Origin of the sequence: Streptomyces tricolor (assembly GCF_002155905.1) — a bacterium.
Classification (GTDB): Bacteria; Actinomycetota; Actinomycetes; order Streptomycetales; family Streptomycetaceae; genus Streptomyces; species Streptomyces tricolor.
Genome location: NZ_MUMF01000827.1, coordinates 1 through 2,658 on the forward strand (window position 1 = coordinate 1; position 2,658 = coordinate 2,658).

General features: G+C 75.3%; 6 protein-coding genes and 1 pseudogene. 3 read left to right on the forward strand and 4 right to left on the reverse strand.

Annotation, left to right across the window (positions count from 1 at the left end):
* The 3 genes from CCN44_RS40220 to CCN44_RS40230 all read left to right on the forward strand — a co-directional run.
* The coding region (locus tag CCN44_RS40220) for an AraC family transcriptional regulator (RefSeq protein ID WP_143650400.1) at positions 1 to 184 on the forward strand (184 nt) is incomplete at its 5' end.
* Positions 185 to 193: 9 nt separating this feature from the next.
* Positions 194 to 610, forward strand: a complete 417-nt coding sequence (locus CCN44_RS40225; RefSeq protein WP_059252551.1) for a VOC family protein — start codon at positions 194 to 196, stop codon at positions 608 to 610.
* 52 nt (positions 611 to 662) lie between these two features.
* Positions 663 to 1,427 (forward strand): VOC family protein, encoded by a 765-nt coding sequence (locus tag CCN44_RS40230; RefSeq protein WP_086704080.1) that lies wholly within the window; start codon positions 663 to 665, stop codon positions 1,425 to 1,427.
* Positions 1,428 to 1,440: 13 nt separating this feature from the next.
* Here the strand turns inward: CCN44_RS40230 and CCN44_RS40235 are convergent, their stop codons facing one another.
* From CCN44_RS40235 to CCN44_RS40245, 4 genes and pseudogenes are all read right to left on the reverse strand, one after another.
* A complete protein-coding gene (locus tag CCN44_RS40235; RefSeq protein WP_086704082.1) occupies positions 1,441 to 1,773 on the reverse strand; it encodes a DUF952 domain-containing protein in 333 nt (110 codons plus the stop codon).
* 66 nt (positions 1,774 to 1,839) lie between these two features.
* Positions 1,840 to 2,073, reverse strand: a complete 234-nt coding sequence (locus CCN44_RS40240) for a hypothetical protein (protein WP_107475804.1) — start codon at positions 2,071 to 2,073, stop codon at positions 1,840 to 1,842.
* Between the two features lie 26 nt (positions 2,074 to 2,099).
* Complete coding sequence (locus CCN44_RS44235; protein WP_143650402.1) at positions 2,100 to 2,354, reverse strand: hypothetical protein; 255 nt, start codon at positions 2,352 to 2,354, stop codon at positions 2,100 to 2,102.
* A gap of 108 nt (positions 2,355 to 2,462) precedes the next feature.
* Positions 2,463 to 2,658: pseudogene (locus tag CCN44_RS40245) on the reverse strand (polyprenyl synthetase family protein); the annotation flags it as partial.

Here is a 2,658-nt window from a genome sequence, read left to right on the forward strand (position 1 = left end):
CACCGTGACCGAGGTGTGCCTCGCCGTCGGCTGCACCTCGCTCGGCTCCTTCAGCTCCCGCTTCACCGAGCTGGTCGGCGAGACGCCGAGCGCCTACCGCGCCCGCGACCACGAGGAGAGCGCGGCGATCCCACCCGCCCCCGCCGCCGCCCGTACTGAGGCGGGGCGCGCCCGCCGGATCTAGGGTGAGTCCATGGACGTGAAACTCGCGCAGTGTTTCCTCGCCGTGGACGACCACGACAAGGCCGTCGCCTTCTACCGCGATGTGCTCGGTCTGGAGGTCCGCAACGACGTGGGCTTCGAGGGGATGCGCTGGGTGACCCTGGGCTCCCCGCTCCAGCCGGACGTGGAGATCGTCCTGGAGCCGCCGGACGCGAGCCCGGACGCCTCCCCCGCGGACAAGCAGGCGCTCAACGAACTCCTCGCCAAGGGCCTGCTGCGGGGCGTCATCTTCACCACCCCCGACTGCGACGCGCTCTACGAGCGGGTGCGCCGGTCCGGCGCCGATGTCCTCCAGGAGCCGATGGACCAGCCGTACGGGGTCCGCGACTGCGCCTTCCGGGACCCGGCGGGCAACCAGCTCCGCTTCATCGAACGCCCCACCGCCTGAACTCGCGCCACATCCGCTCCTGTTCGGGGGCCGCCCGGCCTACACTCCCCGGATGACGATCCGCTGGACGTACGCCTTCGCCGACCGCCCCGCCGCACGCCTCGCCGACGCGTGCGCCTTCTGGACGGCCGTCACCGGCACCCGGCTGTCCGCGTTCCGCGGCGACCGCGGCGAGTTCGTGACGCTGCTGCCCGAGGGCGCGGACCCGAGCGGCAAGCTCCAGGGTGTCACCGACGGTGCCGGCGGCGCCCACATCGACCTGTGCACCGAGGACGTACGGGAGTTGACCGGGCGCGCCCGGCAACACGGCGCCGCGCTCGTGGCGGACCACGGCGACTGGGCCGTCCTGCGCTCCCCCGCCGGGCTGTTGTTCTGCGCCGTGCCCTGGCACGGCGAGACGGTACGGCCGCCGGTGGTGTCCGGCAGCCGCCTGGACCAGGTGTGCCTCGACATACCGCCGTCCCGGTACGACTCCGAGTCCGCGTTCTGGGCCGGGCTGACCGGGTGGGAGCGGCTGCCGGGCTCACGGCCGGAGTTCACCGTACTGCGCCCGCCCGCCGGACTCCCGCACCGGCTGCTGCTCCAGCGGCTCGACGAGGACCGCCCGGCCTCCGCGCACCTCGACCTGGCCTGCGCGGACATCCCGGCCGTCCGCGCACGGCACGAGAAGCTGGGTGCCGTGGTGGCGTCGGAGGGCGCCCACTGGACGGTGATGCGCGACCCGGCCGGCGGCCTGTACTGCCTGACCGGCCGCGACCCGGAGACGGGCGGCCTGCCCGGCGTCGGCCCCGCTCGGGGCGCGGCCGACGCCGGGTAGGCGCGCGCCCGCGTCACCCCCAGGTCTCCACGTCCACCACGGCCCCGACCGGTACGGGGCCGTACACGTGCGGGAACTCCTCCCCGCCCGGCTCGGCGGACTCGTACTTCACCGGTACGCCGACCCGGGCCGGGTCCACGACCAGGACGACCAGCTGGTCCGGGCCGTCGTAGCCGCCGTAGAGGAAGTCGGCGATGCGCGGGAGCTGGTCGCGGGTGGAGCACTGGATGAAGCCCTCCTCCTGGAGGGTGCGGCCCCGGGTGGACATCTCGTACGCGCCGCGTGCGCGCGCCGCCTCCCACAGGGAGCGCTCGGTGATGTGGAGGATGTACGGAAGCTTCGGCATACGCCCACGCTACGGCGCCCCGCCCCCTGGCCGGACGGCCCCGGCACCTGGCCCGACGGCCCCTGCTCAGACGCCGCTGTTCTCCGCACCGGCGGATCGGCCGGACTCGGCGGACCGGTCGGCATCGGCGTGGCGGCCGGATCCGGCGGGCCGGCCGGGTCCGGCGTAGGCCGCGCAGCCGGGGTCGTGGCATGGGCCGGGACCCCAGACCGGCACCCAGGCGCCCAGGGTCTTGTGCCGCTTGACGACCGTGTCGACGGCCTGTCCGCAGACCGGACAGACGTGTTTCTCGCTGTCCATGCCCTCAGGGTAGGTCGGCGGCAGCCTCAGCGCTCCCTGCCGTACGTCCGCGCCGGTTCGCCGTTGCCGAAGGAGCGCACGGACTCACAGGTGACGTCCCGGATGCCCGGGCCGGCGGCGGACACCGGCATGCCCTTGCCGCAGACGACGGGGCGGGACTCGATGACCCGCGGACGCGGTCGAGCAGGTCGACCGTGGTGCTCCCCGTTCGGGCCGGGCGAGCCGGTCCCGGTCTCCGGCGGTTCGGTCGTGAGGCCGAGGCGCAGCGGCGCCCCGCACACTGTGGGGATGTGCGGGGCCGCCTGACCGGAGCCCCCGGTGACCGTGCGGGGTCAGGAGCCGCACGGGCCGGGGACTCCGGGTCCTTGTCGGGCGCCGGGAGGGGGCCCTCAGCTGGTGCGCCGGGTCACGAACTCGGCGAGCGCCAGCAGACCGCCCGCCGCCTCCGGGTCGGGGACCGCGCGGGCCAGTTCCTGCATGGCCCGGGCCATCCGGTCGGCCGCCTCGGCCTGCGCCCAGTCCCGGCCGCCGGCCCGCTCCACCGCGAGTGCGATGCGCGCGGTCTCCCCGGCCTCCGCCGCCTCC

Excerpts from the sequence above, each read along its gene's own strand:
- CCN44_RS40235 (WP_086704082.1), bottom strand. The coding sequence starts at position 1,773 with ATGCCGAAGCTTCCGTACATCCTCCACATCACCGAGCGCTCCCTGTGG.
- CCN44_RS40225 (WP_059252551.1), top strand. The coding sequence starts at position 194 with ATGGACGTGAAACTCGCGCAGTGTTTCCTCGCCGTGGACGACCACGAC.
- CCN44_RS40230 (WP_086704080.1), top strand. The coding sequence starts at position 663 with ATGACGATCCGCTGGACGTACGCCTTCGCCGACCGCCCCGCCGCACGC.
- CCN44_RS40240 (WP_107475804.1), bottom strand. The coding sequence starts at position 2,073 with ATGGACAGCGAGAAACACGTCTGTCCGGTCTGCGGACAGGCCGTCGAC.